Source organism: Arthrobacter sp. Z4-13, from assembly GCF_054792705.1.
In genome coordinates this window covers 1,622,933-1,646,325 of sequence record NZ_CP096459.1, presented here as the reverse complement: position 1 = coordinate 1,646,325, position 23,393 = coordinate 1,622,933, and the positions used below count along the sequence as shown (strand labels likewise).

Here is a 23,393-nt window from a genome sequence, read left to right as displayed (position 1 = left end):
TTTACCAAGCGAAAACTGTTGGTGCCACCCCAGCGTGAAGGTTCCTGCGCTCCGCCTTTCAGCCCCAGGCCTAAATTGGTAGCGGCACCAGATGCATGAGGAGGGGAGTTCTGCAGCGGCCGGGCAATGGATTCGTGGAAATCAAAACGTTCAGATCAGTCACGTATACGGTTCAACCATCCAAGTCACGATCAATGATCGCTCTTGGAAGGTTCCCTTAGAGCCCGCTACTGCCCCTGTTGGATCTAACATCACGTCTCCAGCCCGCCTCATTCGGGCCCGATCCGGGGTATTGCCTTATGTGGATAGATCCGACCATCTGTCCGAACTAGTAGCGCGGATCGGCAACCCTGATCCATTCGCACTATGCCTTGTTGCAGGAAGAGGGGGGTCTGGGAAGACTCGGCTTGGCGTTGAGCTATGCGAACTGACATCACATCGCGCAGGCTGGCTCTCCGGACTGCTGCCACAAAAGGTGGACCCGGTTGGTCTCCGCAACCTCGTGGAAACCCCGAACCCCCGTCTAGTGGTCATCGACTACGCCGAGACTCGTGTGAAGGAGCTCGAGGAGCTTTTACCGGCTCTGCAGTGGGAGGCCCGGCCGGAGCACCCGGTGCGGGTCCTGCTACTTGTCCGAAAGACACCGCAGCGCAGCGGTGACTGGACAGAGGCGTTGCGCAACAGTGGCGACAGTTGGCTCGAATCGGTACTTGATGAGGCCACGGTGCGCGTCCTTGATCACACGAAGCCCAATTCCGACGATCGTGAGGCTTTATTCGCTGCCGCAGTTGAGGCCTTTGCGAGCCGCGGAAATCCTCGCGAAGCCGTTCCCGAGGCTGCACCACCCGATCTCACGGGGGAGGCATTCGGCAATCCCTTGCTCATCGTGACGGCGGCATACCTTTCCGTCCATGGCCGAAACGACATGCCTTCTACCCGCGCTGGGCTTCTGGAAGGAATCATTCAACACGAAGACCGCTACTGGGCCAGTTCCGCGGACAGGGACAACGCGGATATTTCGAAGGTTCTCCGGCGCAGGATAGTCGCCTTAGCTACTTTGTCTGGCGCCAAGTCCGAAATCGAAGCGGCCCAGGTGCTTCACCAGCTGCCGGAGCTCACTGACGCCAACGCCGAACGTCGCCATCGAATAGCCCACTGGTTTCACTCGCTCTATCCACAGCCGGACTACCCCGGAGCGCGATGGTGGAATCCACTCGAACCAGACCTACTCGGCGAATACTTGGTCAGCACCGAACTTAGTGACTTCCCGGAAGTGCTTGCAAGCGTTCTTGGTAACGAAGACGCCGAAAGCCTTATCCGGCCTCCAGATACCTTTGCCCGTGCTGCCGCCTACGACGGCAAGCTGGCGGACGCCGTCCGCCCGATCCTCACCGCTGCCCTGGAGCGGTTGTGCCGAACCGCCGTGGACCAGTCCTCTGCCGGACGTGAGCTCTCCGCGATGCTGCGTAGCAACCTTGCAATCTCACTTAATCACGCAGTATCGACTATCGTCCCATTCCCATCAGCGCTGCCGGGTGCGCTTGGTACTCTGCCGTCGCGCCCCAACATCATCCTTAAACGGACTGGCACTGACTCTTACAGAGCAGCTTGTCTCAGAACTGCGCCGCCAGGCCCTAGATGTAGTTCCCACGGAGGTTGTGAACGCGGCTGATGGGAGTTTGTCCTCCGATGCCGGTGTGGGTCCTGTGATGATTGTACTGATGTAGCCAATCAGGGTAGCTGGCTGCCCGTTCGGCTTCTGATGCGTAGGGCCGGGCGTAGGCCCATTCGGTGGTGAGGGTGCGGTTGAAGCGTTCTACTTTGCCATTGGTCTGTGGCCGGTAGGGGCGTGTCTTGCGGTGTTTGATGTTCAGGCCCAGGGCTGCGGTGAAGGCTCTGGAGCGGTAGCAGGCTCCGTTGTCGGTGAGCACGGCTCTGACGGTGATTCCGTGGGCGGCGAAGAACGCTGCGGCGCGGAGCCAGAAGGCTGTGGCGGTTTCCTTCTTTTCGTCTGCGAGTATTTCGGAGTAGGCCAGGCGGGAGTGGTCGTCCACGGCGTGGTGCAGGTAGGCGTAGCCGGTCCCGGCCCTGCGGTTCTTCCTGCCTTTGGCCCGTCCCAATGACCGGTGCCCGCCGCCTTGTGGGATGCGTCCGAGCTTCTTGATGTCGACATGGATCAGGTCTCCGGGGCGTTCGTGTTCGTAGCGTTGTGGTGCCGGCTTGCGGACGGGCAGCCCGGTGCCTTGGTCCAGGCAGGCCAGCCTAGGCATCCGGTACCTGGCCAGGACCTTGCCGACGGTTGAGCGCGCCAGATGCAGGTGGGCTGCAATCCGGTGCGGACCCCAGCGGCGGGTGAAACGCAATGCCACAATCCGCCGCTCGGTGCGGACGTTAGTGCGGTTCGGGCTCCGACGCGGCCGCGAGGACATGTCCTCCATTCCTTCCTCACCAAAGACCCGGTACCGGTCCGCCCATTTCTTCGCGGTGGCCGGCGAGCACTGGAACCGCTCCGGCGGCCCGGCGCAGAGTCCAGCCCTGCTCGATGACAAGCCGGGCGAGCTTTCCCCTGGCCTTGGGTGTCAGGTCAGCGTTGGCATGGGTAACGCAGGACACGAGAGCCTCCTGGCGTCGAAATGAGTGTGGTAACCCAAATCGATACCGGAGGCTCTCGCTTTTCACATCACGCCACGCTGTTCACAACCTCCGTGGGAACTACACCTAGATGACCCCGACGTGTTCAACCCGCAACTCTGCGGACCTCTGACGGCACTGTCCGTTCACCTTCACGAAGTGGGCCGTCTCGATGAAGCACTGGCTATAGGGCTTGAGGCCGTCCATCTTTGTCGCAATTCGATCACCGCTCACACCCCAGGCTGGGGTGATGACGCCCTCGCCTTCGCTCTGAATAACTTGTCTGGCCAGCTCGCCAAGGTGGGTCGCCTGGACGAGGCTTTGGCATCCGGCAGTGAGGCCGTGGACCTCTACCGGGAGTTGGCGGCCACCGACCCCACAGCGTACGCCCCCGACCTCGCCAGTGCATTGACCAACATTTCTCCCCTTCTTGCTAAGGCGGGCCGCCTGGACGAAGCCTTGACAGCGAACAGTGAGGCGGTGGACCTCTACCGGGAGCTGGCGATGACCGATCCCGACGAGTGGGACGACCGTCTAGCCATTGCCTTGGGAAATCTCTCCAACAGGCTCGGCGACATCGGCAAACCAAACGAAGCAATGGCCGCTATCGCAGAAGCCGTTGGCCTCACCCGCGAGCTTGGAGCTGAGAACCCGGGCACCCACTTGCCTCACTTGGCAAGTGCCTTGAACAACGCTTCGGTCCGCCTCGTTGAGGAGGGGCACCTGGACGAAGCCCTCGCAACGAGCAGCGAGTCTTTGGATCTTTACCGGGAGTTGGCTGTTGCAAACCCCTCCGCCTGGAACGCCAACCTTGCTAGGGCGCTGACCAATCACTCAAGCCGGCTCCACAGGGTCGGGCGCCGGGCCGAAGCACTGGCTATCGCAAGCGAGGCCACCGACCTCTGCCAAGAACTTGCTGCGGCCAATCCCGCCCGAGGAAACCCCGCCCTCGCCCACGCCCTGGATAACCTATCCAACCTGCTCGTCAGCGCTGGCCACTTAGACGAAGCGCTGACCATAAGCGGTGAAGTTGTAGACCTCCATCGTGCCTTGGCTGCGGCCAATCCCAGCGCTGTGAACGGCTCCCTTGCCACGGCCTTGACCAACATGGCGAATCAGCTTGCTGCGTTGGGGCGCCACAACGAAGCCGTAGCTGCAAGTACCGAAGCCGTTGGAATCATTCGGGAGCTGGCTGCCGAAAACCCCGTCGCCTACGCAGGAAGCCTCGCAAATACCTTAATGAATCATTCCAGCGACCTTTATGACCTGGGCCGGCGGGCGGATGCCCTAGACGCCATCGCAGAAGCCGTGCAAATTAGCCGCACAATGACTGCCACAAACGCCCGTATTGGAAAGTTGCTCTTGGCTCCTGCACTGAATAACTACTCGAACAGCCTTGCTGATGCAGGTTTCCGGGACGCTGCTCTGGCCGTCGGCAGGGAAACTGCAGTCCTTTACCGTGACCTGGCTGCGGAGCACCCAGCCGCATGGAAACTGGACCTTGCATGGGTGCTGACCAATCTCGCAAGCCGCCTCTCCGAAGCGGACCTCCTGCAGGAGGCCCTGACGCTCACTGCCGAAATCGTGAGCCTCTACCGTGAATTGGCCGCCGCAGACTCCGAAGCATGGTCCAGGGAGCTCGCTGCGCACCTCTACAACTACTCAATCAAGCTCTCTGAAGCCGGACGCCCGGTCGAAGCCCTGACCGTTACCGTAGAAATGGAGGACCTATACCGCAAGCATTGGATGGTGGACTTCGCGGACTGGGCTCCTGAGCTCGCGCAGCGCTTTTACGACCTTTCAATCGAACTCTCCGCGGCAGGACGCCGTAATAAGGCTCTCGCCGCTGGCAAAGAAGTCTTCAAACTCTATAAGGAATTATCTGACGCGAACCCCTCAGAATGGATGCCCTACCTCGCCAGCGCCCATGCTCACCTTCTATCGCTCCGCAAGCCCCACCGGCCGTGATAAAACCGACCTCCAATGATCCAATGAATGCCATGATGTCCGTCAGGCCCAAGATAGTTCCCCGCGAACGGGCTGCGACGGCTCCGGTGGCAGTGGCGTTGATGAGGTTCTGAGCCAATTCCCATCAGGGCCCAAACAAGAGAGGGAAAACCTGAGGGGTACTCGGGCTAGAAGAAGTCCCAGAAGGCCGGCGAGCGGAAGCGCCTGCGTACAATACGCCGGTTCGAGGGGAACCGAACTTATCAGCAGCATTTGCCGTGAACCCGGATCCGCTCAACGCGCACCCAACCATAAAGGGAGGCCAAAAGCACGAATTGACCCAGATTTAGATGGATCCCGATGAGGGGCTGCTCCCATATCCCGACCATGTTCCGAGTGGGGAAAGAGATGGACGCAGCGTGAGTTTCAACATCGACGACAGCAGTGGGCGTTATACCGTGCCACCGGATGAAGTACGGCTGCCAGTTCAGCATGAGGTGGATGAATTACGCCAGGCCATGGAAGCGTGCAGGAGGCTGCCCTCGATCTTGGCACCGCGGTCGAAAGTCCAGCCAAGCCGGCTATGGAACTAGTTCGATCCTGCAGGCAGCCCGCTTGGACAGTGCTGACCTGGAACGCTACTGCATGCCCTGAATATCCCGTCGGCGCACGTCCTCATTCGCTGCTCCCGAGCGCGGATCAAAACAAGCCTTCCGGCGGTCGATCACACGGGAGGGCTTTGAGCTTGTTGGCCGCGTCGCCTCCAGTGATAGGTTTACAGCCTTTGAACGGGCCGTCGGCGGAGAGTAGGACTCCCATGTGGTGGTCTGCGTGGTCGCGCCACCAAGTGCTCATGCCGGTTGAGCCGTCGAGGCGGAGGAATTCCCATGCCCTCCAGAGTGCTTCCAGTCGGCTGATCGCTTCTTCGTGTTTCCACCACGAGGGGCATCATGTGCGGTTGTTGGACCGTCGGCCCGCGGCGCCCAGCCCGTAACGCTGCAGTAACGCCTGTAGGGCCATTCTTTTGATGCTGGTAGTAGCTTCGGGAAGGACCAGCTTCAGTTGTACGTGCAACTTGCGAAGCCCCGGTGGCGAAACGTAACTAGGGATTGCCCTCCCTAGTTCCAGACTCCACATCCAATCCGCCCTTCATTAAGAGGACGCTGAGACTTTGGTTGTGCCGTGGCAGAGCGTTGTGTTGCAGGTCCATTTTGAATTAGGGAGTTGATAGAGAATGGACCCGCTTTTATTGGGGACGATGGCGGCCTCCTTGGCGGCGGCGAACTTTTTTGCGAAGTTCGCAGAAAAGGCAGGTGACGAGGCCGGTGACCGTGCCTTTGGGGCTGCTACGGGGGCCATGGGCAAGGTGGTTGACTGGCTAAAGGACCGGTTCGCCGCGGATAAGGATCCGCAAGGGGCGGCCGCTTTGGTCAAGGTTGGAGAGGGTTACGATAGTGCAAAGCTCCAAAAGGCTTTGGCAGAAGTTATCATCAGGAAAGCCCAGGACGATCCGTCGTTCCGAGCAGAGTTGGAAGGCCTTGTTGAGCAAGCCCGCGAGTCGGGTGCCAACGCAAGCGCCGTTGCCCAAAGCGCTGTCGGTAATGACAACGTGCAGACCGCCAACATCCACGGATCCACCATTACGATCAGCCGGGCCGGTGGTACAGGCCATCCCCACTCCCCTGGGCGGCGCAGTGCAACGGGCAGCTGACAAGCTGCCGGGCGAACCCGCCCGACAGTGGGCCAAGGGCAACCAGATCGTACAGTTGAGCAACGTTGCCGGCTCGACCATTCACGTCACGCTGAAGGGTGAGGAAAGGTCTTGGCATGTTGCCCTCGAGCCAGCAACGGTTTCGGTTGGACCACAGGTGACATCGCCTGCCCGTCTTGTGCGGGCCCGTTCCGGAGTCCTTCCTTTTGTCGACCGGGCCGGTCATTTTGAAACCCTGTCGGAATGGATCGGAACACCGGATCCTTTCGCGGTCTTCCTTGTCGGCGGCCCCGGCGGCACGGGGAAGACCCGGCTTGGGGTTGAGCTCTGCGAAGAGACCGCGGAAAAGGCTGGGTGGCTTTCCGGGATGTTACCGCTTCGGTTGACAGACCCGGTAGCCCTGCGGGATCTGTACGACACTCCCAACCCCCGGCTAGTTGTCATCGATTATGCCGAAACCCGTGTTGAACAGCTCGAAGATGTACTGCCTAAACTGCAGCGGACAGCCACCCTGCAGTATCCCGTCCGCGTGCTGCTGCTTGTGAGGAAAGCGCCGCAGGGCAGTAACGACTGGACCGAGGCGCTGCGCGGGGGCAGCGACTGGCTCGAAACGGTGCTTGACAAAGCGACCGTGCGCATCTTGGACGAAACGCCGCTGACAGTTAGTGACCGCAGTGCTTTGTTCGCTGCCGCAACTTCAGCGTTCGCGCAGCGAGACAAGCCCGCAATCAGTCCCTCCCATATTTCAGCCCCGGACTTGACCGGAAACACCTTTACCAAGCCCCTCCTCGTGGTGATAGCCGCCTATCTTGCCGTCCACCGCTCAGAAGTTACGCCCAGCCCCTTTCCAAGGCCTCCCTCCACCCCTCCTGATTTGCTGGAAAGACTGCTCAAACACGAAGGGCAGTACTGGAGCAGCGCAAAGGGACCGCACATCAATGACGAGGCTCTGCAACGCCGAGTCATTGCTTTGGCCACCCTTGCCGGTGCCGGTGCCGGAGCCGGAGCCGGAGCCAAAGCCAAAGCCGAAGCCGAAGCCGAAGCTGAAGCAGCCGTGATGCTCGGCCAGCTTCCCGATTTCCAAGGAGAATCAGCTGAACGTCGCCACAGCGTTGCCCGGTGGGTTCACGACCTGTATCCAGGGCCGAACTGGTGGAATCCGCTGGAACCGGACCTCCTCGGTGAATACCTAGTTAGCAGTTCCCTCGCCGGATTGCCCCAGGTTCTGGCGGGCGTGCTTGACCGGGAGCACCCCGAGAGCATCATCCAGCCACTAGACACGTACGCCCGAATTGCAGCCAATGATGATGAGTTCGCGGATGCCGCTCGACCTATCCTTAGTGCCGAATTGGAACGGCTATGCCGAATTGCGGTAGCGGAAGCCACTTCCGCAACAAATTTGTCCACAATAAGCGGCCCGACGGTCGCGGGATCACTGGAACGGGCTGTGTCAGTAATCGCGGTTGATTCCGATGTGCTGCCCGGCGCGATAGACACCATACCGTCCCAGCCGAATGTCCTCCTCGACGGACTAGCTCTGGTTCTGAGCCAACAACTCGAGAAAAAGGCTCGCACGAGTGCGAACGGTGACTCTACGACTATTCCCTTCCTCGCCTGGGCCTTACTCGAATTGTCACTTAGGCTTTCAGCGAGGGGGTATTGGCAAGAGGCTATCAAAGCCACGGAGGAGGCATTATCGATATACAAAAAGTTGGCCGTGGCCGACCCGCTTGCCTACAAAGGTAAGCTCGCCCTTGCCTTGGACAACTTTGCGGTCCAACTGGCGATGGTACGCCATTTGGACAAAGCCAGCGAAGCAGCGCAGCAAACAGTGAAGATGCACCGCGAGCTAGAAGAAAGCATTGTCACTCAGCGCCCAAACCTAGCCAGGGCGCTGAACAACCTCGCAATCCATTTATCTAATGACGGACGGATTGTGGAAGCCCTCGCCGCAGCCGAGGAAGCTGCTGAAATCTATGGCAAGTTGGTGGCCGAGGAGAATTCAAGCCTCTATAGAACGGGACTGGGACAGAGCCTCCACACCCTATCGCTCAGGTTGTCGCGAGCAGGCCAGCAGAATGAGGCCCTCGCCGCTGCACAGAGAGCGGTAGGAATACGTCGTGCATTGGTCGCAGATGATGCTGCCACCCATGCCCCGGATCTTGCCGCCTCGCTAAACAATCTCTCGAATCGGCTGGCGGAAGTTGGACGCAGGAAAGAAGCTCTAGAAGCATCTGAGGAATCGGTTGCTCTATATGAACAACTAGTCGCAGTCCATCCTGAAGTTCACCAGGGCAATCTCAGCATTGCGCTAGCGGCCCTAAGGGAACGGGCTTGGGAAAACTATTCATAGTTTTCAAAATTGGCGGATGCCCCAAGGTGCTCCTGCGCGGCTATGCACTGCAACTGGGGCTGGTCAGGCGAGACTGCACGACAGGTCAAGGGCTCGACGAGCAGGCGTGGTTCCCCATCCGGATTCTGTTCCTGATGCGCGCCCGTTCCGCTGGGAGCTCCATGCGGCGGCTGGCGTCACAACCGCCAAAAGCTCGACAGCTCTCCCCAGTCGACTTGCAGCCCTCGAAGCGTATTTGGCTCACGACCGATTCGGCCAGTTCGAGCACACCCCAACCTGACGTCAGGGAGGTGCTCAGGGGTAGTCAGACTGAGGTTCGCTCCACCCTTACTAACAATGGCTTGGACAACTCTCAGATCGGAACCTGACACTTTGTCAGCGATGGTCGAAAAGTGAGCCATTTCGCGGGCTGAAAAGTGAGCCACTTTGACGCTGGTTATTCTGCCGTATTTTCCGGTCTTGTCGAGGGTAGTGAATCGACGTGGGTGTGTTTGAGGCGGTAGCTGGAGCCTTTGAGGGTGATGACTTCGGCGTGGTGGACGATCCGGTCGATCATGGCCGACGCGACGACCTGATCGCCGAAGACGTCGCCCCAGCGGGCGAAGGGCAGGTTCGAGGTCAGGATCAGTGAGGCGTGCTCGTAGCGGGATGAGACCAGTTGGAAGAACAGGTTCGCGGCGTCCTGTTCGAAGGGGATGTAGCCGACTTCGTCCACGATGATCAGGCCGTAGCGGCGCAGCCTGACCAGTTCCTGGGGCAGCCTGCCGTTCTGGTGGGCGGCTTGGAGCCGGGCGACCCAGTCGATGGCGGTGGCGAACAGGACCCGGTGACCGAGCTGGGTGGCCCGTAATCCCAGGCCGGTGGCGAGGTGGGTTTTGCCGGTGCCGGGCGGTCCGAGCAGGACGATGTTGGACGCTTCGGTGAGGAACGCCCCGGTGGCCAGGTGGGCGATGGTGTCTCGTTTGAGGCCGGGCTGGTGATCGAAGTTGAAGTCCTCGAGTGATTTCCGGGCAGGGAACCCGGCGGCCCGGGCTCTGATCTCGGCGCCGGAGGCTTCCCTGGCTGCGACTTCCCGGGACAGGACAGCGGCGAGGTACTCCTCATGGGTCCAGCCTCCTTCCCGGGCTTGGTCCGCGAGGCGGGGTGCTGCTTCCCGGATCCGGGGTGCTTTCATCGCCCGGGAGTAGTACTCGATCTGGCCGATGGTTTCCTTAGCGGCCGGCATCAGGCGACCTGCCCGTCATCCAGGACAACACCGAACGCGCGGTCGTAGTCCGCCAGGTCCCGCAGACCGGTTGTTTCGCCCACCGGATGAGGGTTTTGGAAGGCCTTCCGCAGTGCCCTTGCCGCCTCGACGTGGTCGGGGTCGGTGATGGTCAGACCGGTGCCCCAGGACCGGGTGTGGGTGCCGACGGATCTGCCGTCCAGGCTGATCGAGACGGATTCGAGGTCGGCGGTGACGTCAACGAACCGGCCGATGGCCTGCGGGTGGACGGAGTAGTCGTTGGATCCCATCCGGACGTAGTAGTCCCTCGGCAGCCGAACCCGCGCGGTGAAGCCGGTGACCGGTGGAACCGGTGGCAGCGCCAGCATGGCCGCTTTGTCCGCAGCAAGCAGGTCCGTCGGGCGGGCGCCGATCCGCCGGACCAACCGGGCATTGGCCTTCGGCAGCCACTGCCCGAGCTGGCTGTTGAAGTCCTCCGGAGAGGTGAATGCCCGGCCCGGCAGAAAGGAAGTCTCCAGGAACTGGTTGGCCCGCTCCACCACGCCCTTGCTCTCCGGATCGTAGGGCTTGACCTGCACGATCCTGGTCGCGAGGACCCCGGCGAACGCCGCGACTCCGGCAGCGTAGCTGTTCCGCCGGCCGATGCCGGTTTCGTTGTCCCAGATCAACCGCCGCGGCACCGCACCCAGGGATCCGAGAAGCTCCCACATCCCGGCCAGCAGGTCCCCGGTCATCCGGGACGGGATCATCCGGGCCATGATGAACCGTGAATGCGACGACACCATCACCAGCACCGGCAACACCCTGGCTTTGCCGGCACCCACGGGTATCCGCACCTCCGGGAACCACAGATCGCACTGCGCCTGATCCCCGGGATCGTAAGAAATCCGGTCAGCAGGATCAGCCGGGGCACACTCAGGCCGGATCCGGGCAACGTTCTCCCGAACCACGCCGCGGACCCCGACCAGCCCACCCGTTCAGCCAACACCGTCGCCGGCATCCGCGGGTTCTCCAGCAGCAGCGCACGAATTGCCGGTTCCACAGCCCTAATCCCGGAGTCCTGCCCGCGACCGGACATAAGTCGGCGGACTGTCAGCGCTGACTGCCTTCGCAACCGTGTTCCTGGAGATCCCCAACCGCGCCGCTATCGATCTCATCGACTCACCCTCGGCCAGATGCAACCGCCGAATAAGCGCCCAATCCTCCACTGTGATCACCCACCCAATCGTTTGGAACGGGTGGCTCAGTTTTCAACCGTCACTATGGCTTACTTTTCGACCGTCACCGACACACTTGTGACTCGGCTCAAACCTCAGCGCCACGTTAACGTTCATCGGCCCGGTCACTCGTTGATACATACCGGTCCGGGGCGTATCCGAGTCGACCAATCGGCAAACTGCAGGGCGAATCCGCCCAGGTTACCGGGGCTGGCCGCGCCAACTACCGCCGTCGACCCAAGCACTCAGGGTGTGTCAGATGTCGGGTACCCTCCCTACACTTTGAACTACCAGAGCCAGCTTCGCTGTTTGTCATTCGAGCTCCATAGTCGCTGGGCCCGCTCCCCTGCGCAATCAGCGCCGTACGCTCCGCTGGCAATCCGGAATTTGACCTCGGCGCTCCTTCGTCACCGGCACCCCCTATAAAGCAGACGTAAGTGCGGACAGTGTCCACACCCCCTTTGGCAGAACAAACGGAGCACCCCGAGCTCCCGTGCCGTCGGGGAGGAAGCTTCCAAGAAGGGCCCCGCCACCAGAATCAGCAAAGTCATGTTGTGCCCGCAGCCCCGGACCATGAATAAGTGTTGGCCACCCCCCGCCAACCCCGACAGAACCGGAACGAGGAACCATCTAACCCCACCACAGCAGGCGGAAAGCCCACCAGCCAGGGACTTGAACCCGCCACCCCACACACCTGAATAGGCCACCGCGGCGGCCGGGCCACAGCCCGCGCACCGAGCGTCAGAGGGACGCCACCACAAGCCATGTCAACACGTTAAAGCAAAAACCCCTCTGACGAGGGGATATGCTGTGCCCGAGGTGGGACTCGAACCCACACACCTTTCGATACCGCATTTTGAGTGCGGCGCGTCTGCCAATTCCGCCACTCGGGCGCGGAATACATGAAGCAAAACGGTACGCCCACAGCTGATTGTGAGCAACGCGATCGCTTCACGTACGCGGAATTACTCTACATGCAGATAGGCTGAATTCCAGAATCGCGCCGCCGCCGCCGCAACTGACCATGCAGATCAAGTACGGGACCGGGCGCACCTAAGATAGTGATGTCCCCGCCGTACCTTTCCAAGGAGATCCCGTGACTGAACAGACGGAGTCAAAACCCACGTCCCAGCCGGCGCGCCGCGTCGTTGTGGCCGAGGATGAAACCCTCATCCGCCTCGACATCATCGAAATCCTGCGCGGCGAAGGCTATGACGTCATCGGCGAAGCAGACAACGGTGAGAAGGCCGTCCAGCTGGCTGAGGAACTGAAGCCGGACCTGGTCCTGATGGACGTCAAAATGCCCGTCATGGACGGCATTTCTGCAGCAGAAAAGATCGTCAAGGCCCGCATCGCCCCCGTGGTGCTGCTGACCGCATTCAGCCAGAAGGAACTGGTAGAGCGTGCCCGCGACGCCGGCGCCATGGCCTACGTGGTGAAGCCCTTCACTCCCGCGGATCTCATTCCCGCCCTCGAAATCGCACTCTCCCGCCACGAGGAGATCAAGGCACTCGAAAGCGAAGTCTCCGACCTCCAGGAGCAGTTCGCCACCCGCAAGCTCGTGGAGCGCGCCAAGAGCCTGCTCACCACCAAGATGGGCCTAACCGAACCGGAAGCCTTCCGCTGGATCCAGAAGACCTCAATGGACCGTCGCCTCAGCATGCGCGAAGTCGCCGAGACCATCATCAACCAGGTCAACTAGCGTCGCCTGATTGGGCTTGTTGATTTCGACAAGCCCAATCACCGGGCGACAAGCTCAATCACCAAGCATAGAAAAAGGACCCCTGCCAATTGAACTGCTCCCCGGAAGTTGGACTGAGAAATTCAGTTCTGACTTCCGGGGAGCAGTTCTTTGCGTGTAGATAGTTCGTTGTCCGAGGCTCAGCGTGAGGCGGCTGTAGCGTGGTTTGAGAAAGGTCTTGCAGATAAGGCGACAGCTAATCTGTTGGGCGTGTCTAATTGGCCGGTCAAGAGGCTGTATCGGCGGTGGAGGATTCATGGCCAAGGAGCGCTGGTGACCAAGCCGACAAAACAGTCATACTCTTTCGAATTCAAGCTCGCTTTGGTCGAACGGTTCCTCGCCGGCGAGACTGCCCCTGATTTGGCAGCAGAAGCTGGCCTGTCCTCTCCGGTCCTACTGAGAACGTGGGTGCGCGCGTATCGTCTTGAGGGCCCGGACTCCTTGCGACCAAAGCCAAAAGGCCGACCGCGGAAGCCCGACACCCCGCCGGTTGAACCATCCGAGCTGGAGCGGCTGCGCCGTGAGAACGAGCGTTTGCGGGCAGAAGTGGCCTATCTGGGAAAATTGCGGGCCTTGAGTGCTCAAGAACAACGGTGAAGGTCCAGGCCCTCACCGCCCTCAAGGCTGACTTCCCGCTTCCTGTTCTGCTGCAAGTGTCGGGTCTTGCCCGATCGACATTCTTCTATCACCAGTCACGACTCCAGGCTCCAGACCCCCAAAAGGCCCTCAAGGCCACAGTCACGGAGATCTTCACGACGAACCACGGCCGGTACGGGCACCGTCGTGTTCACACGGAACTGCTCAAGCAGGGCTGGATACTCGCGAAGAAGACCGTGTTGAAGCTGATGCGCACACTCGGGCTGGCCTGCAGGGTCCGGCGGAGGAAGCGCTACAACTCCTATCAAGGCGAACAAGGCACTGCCGCGCCTAACCTGCTGAACCGGGAGTTCGAGGCCACCGCCCCGAATCAGAAGTGGGTCACGGACGTGACCGAATTCAGTGTCGGCGACCGGAAGCTCTACTTCTCGCCGGTCATGGACCTCTTTGACCGGCAGATCATCGCCCATTCGATTAGCCCGTCCCCGAACCTTGCACTCACCAACTCTTCGCTCAAACAAGCCCTCGCCTGTCTGGAACCAGGTCAACAGCCGATCGTGCATTCAGATCAGGGCTTCCAGTACCGTCACGCCTCATGGAAATTGCTCCTCAAGGACGCCGACGCAGTCCAATCCATGTCCCGCAAGGGAAACTGCTACGACAATGCAGTGATGGAGAACTTCTTCGGCCACCTCAGGGAAGAGATGTTCCACCACGTTCGGTTCATCAGCACCGACGCACTGACCGCAAACCTAAACGAGTACATCCGCTGGTACAACAACGACCGGATCTCGACAAAGCTCTAGGGCCTGAGCCCGGTGCAATACCGAGCCCAGGCCCTCGCGGCTTAGGATCTTACTTGGCCAGTCCAACTATCGGGGACCAGTTCAATCGGCAGGGGTCCTTTCGCTACTGGAAAGCCTAGGCCTTCTTCTTCTTTTCCGGCCAGGGGCCGAGCTTTTCCTTGTTGCTGGTCACTTCTTCACCGCGGATGGAGTCGGCGAGGTCGCCCACCTTGTGCACCTTGAGGGAGTTGGTGGAACCGGCCTTTCCGGGAGGGGAACCGGCAGCGATGACCACCAGGTCGCCATCCTTAACCAGTTCCATTTCGAGGAGGCTGCGGTCCACCTGCGCGGTCATCGCATCCGTGTGGTCCACCATCTGGACCAGCACCGGCTGGATGCCCCAGGTCAGAGCGAGCTGATTCCAGACCTGCTCCACCGGCGTGAACGCGAACACCGGCTTGATGGGGCGCAGACGCGAGAGGCGGCGTGCGGAGTCGCCGGACTGGGTGAATGCACAGATGTACTTGGCGTCGAGCTGGTCGGCGATTTCGACGGCGGCACGGGTAATGGCGCCGCCGCGGGTCTTGGGCTTGGTGCCCAGCGGAGGGACGCGCTCCAGGCCGTGGACCTCGGTGGACTCGATAATCCGGGCCATCACCTTGACGGTCTCGATCGGGTACTTGCCCACGCTGGTCTCGCCGGAGAGCATCACCGCGTCGGCACCGTCCAGCACCGCGTTGGCACAGTCCGAAGCCTCGGCGCGGGTGGGGCGCGGGTTGTCGATCATGGATTCCAGGACCTGGGTTGCCACGATGACCGGCTTGGCCCAGCGGCGGGCCAGCTCGATGGCACGCTTCTGTACGATCGGAACTTCCTCCAGCGGAAGCTCCACGCCCAGGTCGCCACGGGCCACCATGATGGCATCGAACGCGTCGATGATCTCGGGCAGCTGCTCCACGGCCTGCGGCTTTTCGATCTTGGCGATGACCGGCACGCGGCGGCCTTCCTCATCCATGATCTCGTGTACGCGGGTAATGTCGGAGGCGTCACGCACGAAGGAAAGGGCCACGAGGTCAACGCCGCGGCGCATGGCCCAGCGGAGGTCGTCCTCATCCTTTTCGCTCAGGGCTGGAACGTTGACGGCGACGCCGGGAAGGTTGATGCCCTTGTTGTTGGACACCATGCCACCCACGGTCACCTCGGCGACAACCTTGACGCCGTCAACCTCGACCGCGCGAAGTGCCACCTTGCCGTCGTCGATCAGCAGGGCATCGCCCACGTTGACGTCTTCGGTGAGGCTCTTCAGTGTGGTGGAGCAGATGTCCTTGGTGCCGGGAACGTCCTCGGTGGTGATGGTGAAGGTGTCACCAACGGCGAGGGCGTGCGGGCCGTCAACGAAGCGGCCCAGGCGGATCTTGGGTCCCTGCAGATCGGCCATGATGGCCACGGCCTTGCCGAGATCGGCGGCTGCCTTCCGGACGTTCTCATAGGTGTTGTCATGCACGGTGTAATCGCCGTGGCTCATGTTCATCCGGGCAACGTCAACACCGGCTTCGAGCACCGCGAGGGTGTTCTCGTAGCTGGCAATTGCCGGACCGAACGTAGCCACAATTTTTGCGCGTCTCATATACCTACCCTATTGGTCTCTTGCATTGGTTAAGTTGTCGTGGAGGTGAACCCTCGATGCTGCGTTAGAGGACGGCGATGGCCCGGTCGGTGGGCGCCACGGGCGCGGGCAGGATGGTGCTGCCCATCAGGTACTTGTCCACTGCGGCTGCGGCTGCGCGTCCTTCGGCGATGGCCCAGACGATGAGGGACTGGCCGCGCCCGGCGTCGCCGGCAACAAAAACACCCTCGGTGTTGGTCATGTAGTAGCCGTCGCGGGACACGTTGCCGCGGCCGTCGAATTCGGCGTTCACCTGTTCGGTGATGCCCGCAGGTTCGGCGCCGGTGAAGCCGAGGGACAGGAACACCAGGTCCGCGGGGATGATCCGCTCGGTGCCGGCCTTCGGCAGGCGCTTCCCGTCGACGAATTCCGTCTCGGCAACCTTCACGCCGGTCAGCTGGCCGTTTTCGCCAACAAACTCAACGGTGGAGGCGAGGTAGGTCCGTTCGCCGCCTTCTTCGTGTGCGCTGGCCACCTCGAAAAGCGTGGGGAACGTCGGCCACGGCTGGTGGCCGGCACGCTCGGCCGGGGGCTGCTTGCCGATCGCGAGGGTGGTCACGGATGCCGCACCGTGGCGGTGGGCGGTGCCGAGGCAGTCCGCTCCGGTATCGCCGCCGCCAAGGATCACCACGTGCTTGCCCTGGGCGTTGATCTGGTTCTCCACCGTCTCCCCCGCCACCACGCGGTTCGCCGGCACCAGGTAATCCATGGCGTAGTGGACACCCTCGAGCTCCCGGCCCGGGATGGGCAGGTCGCGCGGCACAGTGGCGCCGGTGCAGACCACTACGGCGTCGTAACGCCTGCGCAGCTGCTCCCAGGTCACATCCGTACCCACCGCCACACCGGTGCGGAAGCGGGTGCCCTCCGCCTTCATCTGCTCGACGCGGCGGTCAACCTGCTCTTTTTCCATCTTGAAGTCAGGGATGCCGTAGCGCAGCAGGCCGCCGATCTTCTCGTCCCGCTCGTACACGGCCACGGTGTGGCCCACGCGCGTCAGTTGCTGCGCGACGGCCAGGCCGGCAGGTCCGGAACCGACGACGGCCACAGTCTTTCCGGTCAGGCGTGCCGGCGGCAGCGGGCTGACCCAGCCGTTGTCCCAGGCTTCGTCGATGATGGAGACTTCCACCTGCTTGATGGTCACGGCAGGCTGGTTGATCCCCAGCACGCAGGATGCCTCGCACGGGGCGGGGCACAGGCGGCCCGTGAATTCGGGGAAGTTATTGGTGGCGTGGAGGCGCTCGATCGCTTCCTCGCCCTTGTCCCGCCACATGAGGTCGTTCCACTCGGGAATGAGGTTGCCCAGCGGGCAGCCCTGGTGGCAGAACGGCACACCACAATCCATGCAGCGGCCGGCCTGGGCCTTCAGGGTGCCCTTCTCCTGTGCCTCGTACACTTCCTTCCAGTCCATGATGCGGACGGGAACGGGACGCCGCGGCTGTGTTTCACGCTGGCGTACTTTCAAAAATCCGCGTGGATCAGCCACCGGTTACCTCCAGGATTCGAGACCACACTTCTTCGCCGTCGGGGTCCAGGCCCTCTTCGATGGCGTCGAGACGGGTTTGCAGCACAGCCGCGTAGTCGCGCGGCAGCACCTTGGTAATGCGGGCAGCGGTGTCATCGAAGTTTTCGAGGAGCCGCGCGGCCAGCTGGGAGTCAGTTTCTTCAATGTGCTTGACCAGGAGGCCGTGCACGATGTCGCGGTCCTCGGCGTCCAGCTCACGGAGCTGGAGTTCGCCGGACTGCAGCGCGTCCTTGTTTACCTTGGCAGTATCCAAGTCGAGAACGTAGGCGGTACCGCCGGACATACCCGCGCCGAAGTTGCGCCCGGTGCGGCCGATGATCAGGGTCTGGCCACCGGTCATGTATTCGCAGCCGTGGTCACCGATGCCTTCGACGACGGCGGTGGCACCTGAATTGCGGACCAGGAAGCGTTCGCCCACCTGGCCGCGCAGGAACATTTCGCCGCTCGTGGCGCCGTAACCGATCACGTTGCCGGCGATGACGTTGGTCTCCGCCTTGAACACGTTGGTACGGTCAGGCCGCACGATAATGCGCCCGCCGGACAGGCCCTTGCCCACGTAGTCGTTGGAGTCGCCGAACAGCCGCAGGGTGATGCCTGCGGGCAGGAACGCGCCCAGGGACTGGCCCGCGGTGCCGCTGAGCGTGACGTCGATGGTGTCCGTGGCCAGCACATCCGTGCTGAACGTCTTGGTGACCACGTGGCCCAGCATGGTGCCCACTGAACGGTCTGTGTTGATCACGTCAACAGAGATCTTCACCGGGCTGCGGTCCGTCAGGGCCTCCGTGGCCATGGTGATCAGCCGCTGGTCGAAGTGCTTGTCCAGCTCGTGGTTCTGGCCGGTCATGTTCCGCAGCGGGGCGTCGTCGTCGAACTCCAGCCCGTGCAGGATCGGATCCAGGTCCAGTCCGTCGGCCTTCCAGTGGTTGACCGCTTCGCGGGTGTCCAGGACCTCGGCGTGGCCGATGGCCTCTTCCAGGCTGCGGAAGCCCAGCTCGGCCAGGATTTCGCGGACTTCCTCGGCGAGGAACTCGAAGAAATTGACCACGAACTCAGGCTTGCCGCTGAAGCGGGCCCGGAGCTCCGGGTTCTGCGTGGCGACGCCCACCGGGCAGGTGTCGAGGTGGCAGACGCGCATCATGATGCAACCTTCCACCACCAGCGGGGCGGTGGCGAAGCCGAACTCCTCGCCGCCGAGCAGCGCGGCGATCACAACGTCGCGGCCGGTCTTGAGCTGGCCGTCCACCTGTACCACCACGCGGTCGCGCAGGCCGTTGAGCATCAGCGTCTGCTGGGTCTCGGCCAGGCCGAGCTCCCACGGGACACCGGCGTGCTTGAGCGAGTTCAGCGGCGAGGCGCCGGTTCCGCCGTCGTGGCCGGAGACGAGTACGACGTCGGCCTTCGCCTTGGTCACGCCGGAAGCCACAGTGCCGATCCCGACTTCCGACACCAGCTTCACGTGTACGCGGGCCGAGGGGTTGGCGCGCTTGGCATCGTAGATGAGCTGCGCGAGGTCCTCGATCGAGTAGATGTCGTGGTGCGGGGGCGGGGAGATCAGTCCGACGCCGGGGGTCGAGTGGCGGGTGCGGGCCACCCACGGGTAGACCTTCTGCGCCATCAGCTGGCCGCCTTCGCCGGGCTTTGCGCCCTGCGCCATCTTGATCTGGATGTCGTCGGCGTTGGTCAGGTAGAGGCTCGTGACGCCGAAGCGGCCGGAGGCGATCTGCTTGACGGCGGAGCGGCGCTTCGGGTCCAGCAGGCGGTCAACGTCCTCCCCGCCTTCACCGGTGTTGGACTTGCCGCCCAGCTGGTTCATGGCGATGGCCAGCGTCTCGTGGGCCTCCTGGGAGATGGAGCCGTAGCTCATCGCGCCGGTGGAGAACCGCTTGACGATGCTGGAGACGGGCTCCACTTCCTCAAGCGGAACAGCGGGACGCTCGTTCTTGAACTTGAGCAGGCCGCGCAAAGTCATCAGGTTGGTGGACTGGTCATCAACGCCCTGCGTGTAAGCCTTGAAGATGTCGTAGCGGCGCTCACGCGTAGCGTGCTGCAGCCGGAAGACGGTCTCCGGGTTGAACAGGTGCGGCTCGCCGTCGCGGCGCCACTGGTACTCGCCGCCGCCGAGAAGCGGACGGTGGGGCTGCTCGATGCCGCCCTCCGGGTACGCCATCTGGTGGCGGGCTGAGACCTCGGCCGCGATGACGTCCAGGCCCACGCCGCCAAGCTGCGAGTGCGTGCCGGCGAAGAATTCATCCACCAGCTCCTGTCCGAGGCCGAGTGCCTCGAACGTCTGGGCGCCGGTGTAGGAGGCAACGGTGGAGATGCCCATCTTGGACATGATCTTCAGGACGCCCTTACCCAGGCCCTTGATCAGGTTGTAGACGCCGTCCTGCGCGGTGACGCCGGTGACATCGCCGGCAGCAATCAGCTGCTCCACCGATTCCATGGCCAGGTACGGGTTGACCGCGGAGGCGCCGTAGCCGATCAGGACGGCGACGTGGTGCGTCTCGCGGACGTCGCCGGCCTCGACCACCAGGGCGGTCTTGGTGCGGTTGGCGCTGCGGAGCAGGTGGTGGTGCACGGCGCTGACCAGAAGCAGGGACGGAATGGGCGCCCACTGTGCGTTGGAGTCGCGGTCTGACAGCACGATGTACTGGACGCCGCGGTTGATGGCCCCGGACACCTGCTCGCAGATTTCCGTCAGCCGGGCGCGGAGCGCGTTTTCGCCGCCTTCGGGGCGGTACAGGCCGCGGACCTTCATGGCCACGCGGAAGCCCTCGGCGTCCTCCATGTTGGCGATCTTGGCAAGCTGGTCATTGTTGATCACCGGGAACGGCAGCTGGACCTGGGGCTGGCGGACCTGCTTGGTGTCCAGGAGGTTGCCGTTGGGGCCGATGGCACAGGTCAACGACGTGACCAGCTCTTCACGGATGGCATCCAGCGGCGGGTTGGTCACCTGCGCGAAGGACTGCACGAAGTAATCGAAGAGCAGGCGGGGGCGCTTGGACAGCACGGCCACCGGGGTGTCGGAACCCATGGCACCCAAAGGCTCGGCGCCGGTCCGGGCCATCGGGCCGAGCAGGATCTTCAGTTCCTCGGTGGTGTAGCCGAAGGTGCGCTGGCGGATGTTCACCGACGCGGCAGTGTGGACCACGTGCTCGCGCTCAGGCAGGTTCTTGAGGTCGATCAGGTTGTCCTTGACCCACTCCGCCCACGGGTTGGCGGCGGCGACCTCGGCCTTGACCTCTTCGTCGTCGATGATGCGGCCGGATCCGGTGTCCACGAGGAACATCTTGCCCGGGGACACCCGGCCCTTTTTGACCACCTTGGAGGGTTCGACGTCGATGACGCCCACCTCGGAGGCGAAGACGATCAGGCCGTCCTCGGTGATCCAGTAACGTCCCGGGCGCAGGCCGTTACGGTCAAGCGTGGCGCCCACGAGGTTGCCGTCAGTGAAGGAAACAGCCGCCGGGCCGTCCCAGGGCTCCATCAGCAGGGAGTGGTATTCGTAGAATGCACGCCGGGCCGGGTCCATGGTGGCGTGGTTTTCCCAGGCCTCGGGGATCATCATCATGATCGAGTGCGTGATGGGCCGGCCGGAGAGCCACAGCAGCTCGGCCACCTCGTCGAAAGACGCGGAGTCGGAGGCGCCGGGGGTGCAGATGGGGTACAGCTCTTCGGGCGAGTCACCCAGCAGCGGGTTGGCGAGCTGCGACTGGCGGGCACGCATCCAGTTCCGGTTGCCCTTGACGGTGTTGATCTCACCGTTGTGCGCGATGGTGCGGAAGGGCTGGGCCAGCGGCCAGGACGGGAAGGTGTTGGTGGAGAAGCGCGAGTGGACAATCGCCAGCTTGGTCTTGAAGCGCTTGTCCGAGAGGTCCGGGTAGAACGGCTCCAGCTGGGCGGTGGTGAGCATGCCCTTGTACACAATGGTCCGCGAGGACAGCGACGGGAAGTAGACGCCGAACTTATTCTGGGCGCGCTTGCGGATCCGCCAGGCGCGCGAGTCCAGCTCGTTGCGGTCCAGTTCCTCGCCGGTGGCGGACGCCAGGAAGGGCTGGGAGAAGTAGGGCATGCAGGCGCGCGCCATGGCACCGACGAGGTCGGCGACGATGGGCACCTCACGCCAGCCGAGGACCTTCAGGCCCTCGTCAGCTGCGAGGCCTTCGATACCTGCCTTGGCGGCGTCGGCCTCCCGCTGTTCAGCGGGGAGGAAAGCGGTGCCGGCCACGTACTGGCCGGGGGCGGGAAGTTCGAACTCCGTGACCGCGCGGAAGAACTCGTCCGGGATCTGCATGAGGAGGCCGGCACCGTCACCGGTGCCTTCGTCCGCACCCACGGCACCACGGTGCTCGAGGTTGCGCAGGGCGGTGAGGGCGGCGTCCACGATGTCGTAGCCGGGCTCACCGCGGAGGGTGGCGATGATCGCAAGACCGCAGGCGTCCTTCTCCTGCTCCGGGTTGTACAGCCCACTGGCCTCCGGCAGGGCCGCGAAGCGCTTGAACGGCGACATGGCAGCCTCAGGCTGATCCGGTTCGGACCAGCTGGGAGTGTGAAGAGTTTGGCTCATGGGAGACGTCCTTCCTCCTGATCGTGCGTATGGAAGGGACACCGTTGGCCCCACTCGTCGGGCGCCGCGGTTATGGGCACAACAAAGTGTTCTTTACTGGAAATTGTAGGTCAGCCTGGCCTGCTGAACTAACAGTTACGCAGGCCCCTGCCCCGGGCAACAACGGACAGCAGCTCTCTGCTGTCCGGGGTGGCCCCGATGCCACGACGTTGTGGTGATTGGGCGCTTCGAGCGGTGGCTCTGCTGCCCTGCCTGGCCTGCGCGCTACTTGGTAGTGCCGGCTTCCGGCGCGGTTCCTGTGGCCGTGCTGCCGGAACTTCCGGCAGCGGTTGCATCCGGTCCGGGCTTGGGGCCCGCCGGCGCAGCCTTGGCGTGTTCCGTGGGGACGGAAGCATGCCGGGAACCACTTTGGTTATCAGCGAGATTATCACGCGATTCACTATCTGAGACAACGGAGTCCGTATCACGGACTGGATTATTGGCCGCTGCCGCTGCGTCTACAGCCGGCGTGGCCTCATGCTTTTCCGCCGGTTCCCGGCCCGGCAGGTACACAGTGTCCGGCTCCGTCCGCTTCTTTCTTCCCAGCAGGATGAACGCCGCAAGGGCGGCCAGGAAGACGAAGATGCTGGTCCAGACGTTCAGGCGGGTGGTGATACCGAACAGGGAAATCTGCTCGGCATCGTCGATGCGCATGGCTTCGATCCAGACCCGGCCCAGGGTGTAGTACATGGCGTAGAGCCAGAACAGCCTGCTGCGGCGGAAGTTGAACTTGCGGTCCAGGGCGAGCAGGATGACGACGCCGGCCAGGTTCCACAGCGATTCGTAGAGGAACGTGGGGTGGAACAGGGTGTCGGCGGGAACTCCGGCGGGGAAGTTGGCATTGTCGGCGTCGATTTGCAGCCCCCACGGCAGCGTGGTGGGGCCGCCGAACAGCTCCTGGTTAAAGTAGTTGCCCCAGCGCCCCACGGCCTGGGCCAGCAGCAGTCCGGGTGCGGCGGCGTCCAGGAAGGCACTTAATTTGACGCCGCTCCGGCGGCAGCCGATCCACGCGCCCACGACGCCCAGGACCACGGCGCCCCAGATTCCCAGGCCGCCGCGCTGGATCTGCGGGATCAGGGAGAGGTCACCGGTGCCGTCAAAGCCGGGACCAAAGTAGGCGTCCGGCGAGGAGACCACGTGGTACAGGCGGCCGCCGATGATGCCGAAGGGAATCGCCCAGACCACGATGTCCCAGACGCTGCCTTCAGGTGCGCCGCGCTTGGCCCAGCGGGCAGAGGTCAGCCACAGGCCCACCACGATGCCGGCCAGAATGCACAGGGCGTAAGCATGGATGCGCAGCGATCCCCACGGCAGGGGAATGTCGAAGCCGGACCAGTCCGGGCTGGGGATGCTGGCCGGCACCATGGCGGCTGCCGAAAGGAGCGTCTGCAT

The 23,393-nt window shown here is 62.7% G+C and carries 12 protein-coding genes, 1 tRNA gene and 3 pseudogenes; 7 read left to right on the top strand and 9 right to left on the bottom strand.

The window, feature by feature from the left end; genetic code table 11:
* Nucleotides 1-526: 526 nt before the first annotated feature.
* Nucleotides 527-1,672: a hypothetical protein gene (locus M1E07_RS09295; RefSeq protein ID WP_461189932.1), complete on the top strand. Its 1,146-nt coding sequence runs from the start codon at nucleotides 527-529 to the stop codon at nucleotides 1,670-1,672.
* On the opposite strand, the pseudogene M1E07_RS09290 reads toward M1E07_RS09295, so the two are convergent.
* Nucleotides 1,635-2,613 (bottom strand): annotated as a pseudogene (locus M1E07_RS09290) (IS481 family transposase). The gene M1E07_RS09295 and the pseudogene M1E07_RS09290 overlap by 38 nt on opposite strands.
* A gap of 120 nt (nucleotides 2,614-2,733) precedes the next feature.
* Between M1E07_RS09290 and M1E07_RS09285 the strand changes: the two are divergent.
* Nucleotides 2,734-4,599, top strand: a complete 1,866-nt coding sequence (locus tag M1E07_RS09285) for a tetratricopeptide repeat protein (RefSeq protein ID WP_461189931.1) — start codon at nucleotides 2,734-2,736, stop codon at nucleotides 4,597-4,599.
* A 678-nt stretch (nucleotides 4,600-5,277) separates the two neighbouring features.
* On the opposite strand, the pseudogene M1E07_RS09280 reads toward M1E07_RS09285, so the two are convergent.
* Nucleotides 5,278-5,514, bottom strand: a pseudogene (locus M1E07_RS09280) (DUF4913 domain-containing protein); the annotation flags it as partial.
* 298 nt (nucleotides 5,515-5,812) lie between these two features.
* On the opposite strand from M1E07_RS09280, the gene M1E07_RS09275 reads away from it, so the two are divergent.
* Entirely contained in the window at nucleotides 5,813-6,289 is a 477-nt protein-coding gene (locus tag M1E07_RS09275) for a hypothetical protein (RefSeq protein ID WP_461189930.1), read from the top strand.
* Between the two features lie 55 nt (nucleotides 6,290-6,344).
* Nucleotides 6,345-8,642, top strand: a complete 2,298-nt coding sequence (locus M1E07_RS09270) for a tetratricopeptide repeat protein (protein ID WP_461189929.1) — start codon at nucleotides 6,345-6,347, stop codon at nucleotides 8,640-8,642.
* A 436-nt stretch (nucleotides 8,643-9,078) separates the two neighbouring features.
* Here the strand turns inward: M1E07_RS09270 and istB are convergent, their stop codons facing one another.
* The 3 genes and pseudogenes from istB to M1E07_RS09255 all read right to left on the bottom strand — a co-directional run bounded on the left by istB (nucleotide 9,079) and on the right by M1E07_RS09255 (nucleotide 11,977).
* Nucleotides 9,079-9,867, bottom strand: coding sequence for an IS21-like element helper ATPase IstB (gene istB / locus M1E07_RS09265; RefSeq protein WP_461189928.1), 789 nt, complete (start codon nucleotides 9,865-9,867; stop codon nucleotides 9,079-9,081).
* Nucleotides 9,867-11,084: pseudogene (gene istA, locus M1E07_RS09260) on the bottom strand (IS21 family transposase). Before istA ends, istB begins: the two are co-directional and overlap by 1 nt.
* Nucleotides 11,085-11,895: 811 nt before the next feature.
* Nucleotides 11,896-11,977 (bottom strand) — tRNA-Leu (locus M1E07_RS09255).
* 203 nt (nucleotides 11,978-12,180) lie between these two features.
* Here M1E07_RS09255 and M1E07_RS09250 point away from each other — a divergent pair.
* From M1E07_RS09250 to M1E07_RS09240, 3 genes are all read left to right on the top strand, one after another.
* Complete coding sequence (locus M1E07_RS09250; RefSeq protein ID WP_163163231.1) at nucleotides 12,181-12,786, top strand: ANTAR domain-containing response regulator; 606 nt, start codon at nucleotides 12,181-12,183, stop codon at nucleotides 12,784-12,786.
* A 312-nt stretch (nucleotides 12,787-13,098) separates the two neighbouring features.
* Nucleotides 13,099-13,422, top strand: coding sequence for a helix-turn-helix domain-containing protein (locus tag M1E07_RS09245; RefSeq protein ID WP_461189927.1), 324 nt, complete (start codon nucleotides 13,099-13,101; stop codon nucleotides 13,420-13,422).
* Nucleotides 13,419-14,228 carry an IS3 family transposase gene (locus M1E07_RS09240; protein WP_461189926.1) on the top strand — a complete coding sequence of 270 codons (810 nt, stop codon included), beginning with the start codon at nucleotides 13,419-13,421 and terminating at the stop codon, nucleotides 14,226-14,228. The genes M1E07_RS09245 and M1E07_RS09240 overlap by 4 nt, the downstream gene beginning before the upstream one ends.
* A gap of 115 nt (nucleotides 14,229-14,343) precedes the next feature.
* Here M1E07_RS09240 and pyk read toward each other — a convergent pair whose 3' ends face one another.
* The 4 genes from pyk to lgt all read right to left on the bottom strand — a co-directional run bounded on the left by pyk (nucleotide 14,344) and on the right by lgt (nucleotide 23,393).
* Nucleotides 14,344-15,834 (bottom strand): pyruvate kinase, encoded by a 1,491-nt coding sequence (gene pyk / locus M1E07_RS09235; protein WP_461189925.1) that lies wholly within the window; start codon nucleotides 15,832-15,834, stop codon nucleotides 14,344-14,346.
* A 64-nt stretch (nucleotides 15,835-15,898) separates the two neighbouring features.
* On the bottom strand, nucleotides 15,899-17,356 hold the full coding sequence (locus M1E07_RS09230; RefSeq protein ID WP_461189924.1) for a glutamate synthase subunit beta: 1,458 nt from the start codon (nucleotides 17,354-17,356) through the stop codon (nucleotides 15,899-15,901).
* Nucleotides 17,349-21,962 (bottom strand): glutamate synthase large subunit, encoded by a 4,614-nt coding sequence (gene gltB, locus M1E07_RS09225; RefSeq protein WP_461189923.1) that lies wholly within the window; start codon nucleotides 21,960-21,962, stop codon nucleotides 17,349-17,351. Before gltB ends, M1E07_RS09230 begins: the two co-directional genes overlap by 8 nt.
* A gap of 264 nt (nucleotides 21,963-22,226) precedes the next feature.
* Entirely contained in the window at nucleotides 22,227-23,393 is a 1,167-nt protein-coding gene (lgt, locus tag M1E07_RS09220; protein WP_461189922.1) for a prolipoprotein diacylglyceryl transferase, read from the bottom strand.

Coding starts and splice junctions, on each gene's coding strand:
- M1E07_RS09275 (WP_461189930.1), top strand. CDS start 5,813: ATGGACCCGCTTTTATTGGGGACGATGGCGGCCTCCTTGGCGGCGGCG.
- istB (WP_461189928.1), bottom strand. CDS start 9,867: ATGCCGGCCGCTAAGGAAACCATCGGCCAGATCGAGTACTACTCCCGG.
- pyk (WP_461189925.1), bottom strand. CDS start 15,834: ATGAGACGCGCAAAAATTGTGGCTACGTTCGGTCCGGCAATTGCCAGC.
- gltB (WP_461189923.1), bottom strand. CDS start 21,962: ATGAGCCAAACTCTTCACACTCCCAGCTGGTCCGAACCGGATCAGCCT.
- lgt (WP_461189922.1), bottom strand. CDS start 23,393: ATGCAGACGCTCCTTTCGGCAGCCGCCATGGTGCCGGCCAGCATCCCC.